Source organism: Methylobacterium oxalidis (assembly GCF_007992195.1).
Taxonomy (GTDB): Bacteria; Pseudomonadota; Alphaproteobacteria; order Rhizobiales; family Beijerinckiaceae; genus Methylobacterium; species Methylobacterium oxalidis.
Window position 1 is genome coordinate 1 of record NZ_BJZU01000242.1, and the last position, 2,884, is coordinate 2,884.

Genomic DNA, 2,884 nt, shown 5'->3' on the forward strand with positions numbered 1-2,884 from the left:
CGGGAGAGGTGGGGCCCGCCCGGACGGGAGAGGCGGGGCGGTGCCTCAGCCCTGCTTCAGCGTGGCGTTCAGCGTGATCTCGGCGTTGAGCACCTTCGAGATCGGGCAGCCGGTCTCGGCGGCGTGGGCGAGCTCGTCGAACTTCGCCTGGTCGATGCCCGGGATCGTCGCCGTGAGGGTGAGCGCGGACTTCGTGACCTTGAAGCCGGCGCCGTCCTTCTCCAGCGTCACCACGGCCTCCGTCGTCATCTCGGTGGCGGCGAGGCCCGCCTCCTGGAGCTGGAAGGCCAGGGCCATGGTGAAGCAGCCCGCGTGCGCGGCCGCGATCAGTTCCTCCGGGTTGGTGCCGGGCTTGTCCTCGAAGCGGGTGTTGAAGCCGTAGGGCTGGTCGGAGAGCACGCCCGACTGCGTCGTGATGCGGCCCTTCCCTTCCTTGCCGTTGCCCTGCCAGACGGCGTGCGCCTTGCGGTTGATCATCGCGATGTCCTGCGGTCGCGGGGGCCCGGCGCGGGCTGCGCGGGGCCGTGGCCCGGATTGCCACCCCGAGGTGGAGCGGGCGGACCCGAAATCCAGCGCACGGGATCCGCACACGAAAACGTGCTCAAGGATCTCTCTTGAGGGGCCCCGGCCCGCCCTCCCCCGAGCCGTCGTCCGGCGCCTCGGCGTCCACCGTGCGGCGGGCGAGGTCGTAGGGGAAGCCGGCCCGCGCCAGCGCCGCGAGGTCGCGGTCCCGGTGGGCGGCCCGCGCGTCCGGCCGGCGGTAGGGGCCGAGGCGCCGGCGGCGGGCGTAGGCCGCGGCGGCCTCGGCCTCCACGACCTCCGGCTCGCCCTCGGGGGCGGCCTCGCGCTCGGCCTCCATGGCCGCCGCGATGGTGTCGCGCGGGACGCCCTTGGCGGCGAGCTTGGCCGCGGCGCCGCGGGCCGAGGCGCCGCGCCGGCGCAGGGTGGCCAGCCGCGCCGTCGTGAAGCGGGCGTCGTCCACGAGGCCGGCGCGCACGGCCCGGGCCACGGTCTCCTCGACGAGCGGCGCGAAGTCCTCCGCCGCCTCGCCGCGGGCCCGGGCGCGCTTCTCGACGCGCCGCCGCAGGGTCCGGCGCAGCATCTCGGTCGAGGCGCTGTAGCGCTCGAGATAGTGCAGGGCCGCCCGCTCCAGCCAGGTCGCGGTGACCGGCGGCGCGGGCCTTGCATCACGATTTGGAGGCGGCGCAACGTTTGGCGGAGTCACCGGTTCTTCACCTTTCGGACAGGATTACGATTCATGACTGGGTCATGGAAAGCACGAAACGCAGGGGGACGCGGCGCGCGCTGCCGTCGCTCCTCGTGAGACGCGAGTGGCTCCTCGTCCTGCTGGCCCTCGGGCTCGCCGCGACGGCGGCGGCCGTCGTCTACCTGTCGCGCCCCACCACCCTCACCGTCGCGGTGGGCCCGCGCGACGGCGCCGAGGCCGCCCTGATGGAGGCCTACGCCAACGCGCTGGCCCGCGGCCGCGAGGATGTCCGCCTCAAGGTCGTGCCCCTCGACGACGTGCGCGACAGCGCCGCCGCCCTCCAGGCGGGGCGGGCCGACCTCGCCGTGGTCCGGCCCGACGTGCACATGCCCGACAACGGCCTGACGCTGGCGATCCTGCACGACGAGGCCCTGGTGATCGCCGCGCCCGAGGCGAGCGAGATCGAGAGCTTCCCCGACCTCGCCCGCAAGCGCCTCGGCATCGTGGTGCGCCACAACGCCGACCTGCCCTTCCTGACGAACCTCCTGACCTTCTACGACCTCGCCGCGGCGAGCGCCGGGGAGGCCGCCGAGGCCGAGCTGCCCGCCGGCCGCGTCGCCCTCGTCCAGCTCAAGCCCGCCGACGTCACGGCGGCCATCGCCGAGAAGCGGGTCGACGCGGTGGCCGTCATCGCCAACCCGGCCTCGAAGCCCGCGGGCCAGACGGTCCGGGCGGTGGAGTCCGGCGCGCCCGACCGCAAGATCGACCTCGTCTCGGTCCCGGACGGCGAGGCGATCCTGACGCGCTTCCCCGAGCTCCAATCGGTCACGATCCCCGCCGGCACCTTCGGCGGGCGCCCGAAGCGGCCGGACGAGGAGGTGAAGACGGTGGGTGCCTCCTACCGGCTGATGGCGCGCGGCGCGGTCAGCCGCGTGGCGGTGGCCTCCGCCACGCAGCACCTGTTCGAGTGGCGCTCGAAGCTCGCCGCCTCGGCGCCGATCGCCAAGCTGATGAAGGCGCCCGATTTCGACACCACGGTGGCGGCGACCTCGGCCCGGCTGCCGAACCACCCCGGTGCGGTCGACTATTTCGAGCGCGAGCAGCAGACCTTCCTCGACCGCTACGAGGACTACATCTACCTGTTCGCCTTCTTCGGCGGCACCATCGGCTCAGGCATCGCGTGGCTCGGCCAGCGGCTCGCCCGCAAGCGGCGCGAGCGCGTCGACGTGGTGCTCGACCGCCTCCTCGACATCCTGCGGGAGGTGCGGGCCGCCACGACCGCGCACGAGCTCGACACCATCGCGGTCGAGACGGACGAGCTCGTGGCGGACGTCGTCCGCTACGCCCGCGAGCGCACCATCGACAACCGGACGGTGAGCGCGCTCATCCTCGCCGTGGACGCGGTCCACGCCGCGATCTCCGACGCCCGCCGCCAGCTCGGCGCCGCCGAGGCGGAGACGCGGGCGGGCGCCCGGGCGCGCACGGCACGCCTCCTCTCCCTGAGCATGCCTGCTGCGGAGTAGGCCCCGCTCGGTTCGGGCGCGCTCCACCACTCCCATCCGGGAGGCCTGAGTCGGCGCGAGCCCGACCGGGTGAGGGGCGCGACGCCTCCGGAAGACCCTGTATCCCTCACCCCACCCCTCTCCCGAACGGGAGAGGGGGCCCCCGCGCCCGATC

General features: G+C 74.3%; 3 protein-coding genes. 1 reads left to right on the top strand and 2 read right to left on the bottom strand.

The window, feature by feature from the left end:
- Positions 1 to 45: 45 nt before the first annotated feature.
- Both MOX02_RS30045 and MOX02_RS30050 read right to left on the bottom strand, forming a co-directional pair.
- Complete coding sequence (locus MOX02_RS30045; protein ID WP_147029418.1) at positions 46 to 477, bottom strand: OsmC family protein; 432 nt, start codon at positions 475 to 477, stop codon at positions 46 to 48.
- Between the two features lie 124 nt (positions 478 to 601).
- Positions 602 to 1,225, bottom strand: coding sequence for a RecX family transcriptional regulator (locus tag MOX02_RS30050; RefSeq protein ID WP_238179989.1), 624 nt, complete (start codon positions 1,223 to 1,225; stop codon positions 602 to 604).
- A 95-nt stretch (positions 1,226 to 1,320) separates the two neighbouring features.
- On the opposite strand from MOX02_RS30050, the gene MOX02_RS30055 reads away from it, so the two are divergent.
- Entirely contained in the window at positions 1,321 to 2,730 is a 1,410-nt protein-coding gene (locus tag MOX02_RS30055; RefSeq protein ID WP_174804989.1) for a TAXI family TRAP transporter solute-binding subunit, read from the top strand.
- Positions 2,731 to 2,884 lie beyond the last annotated feature (154 nt).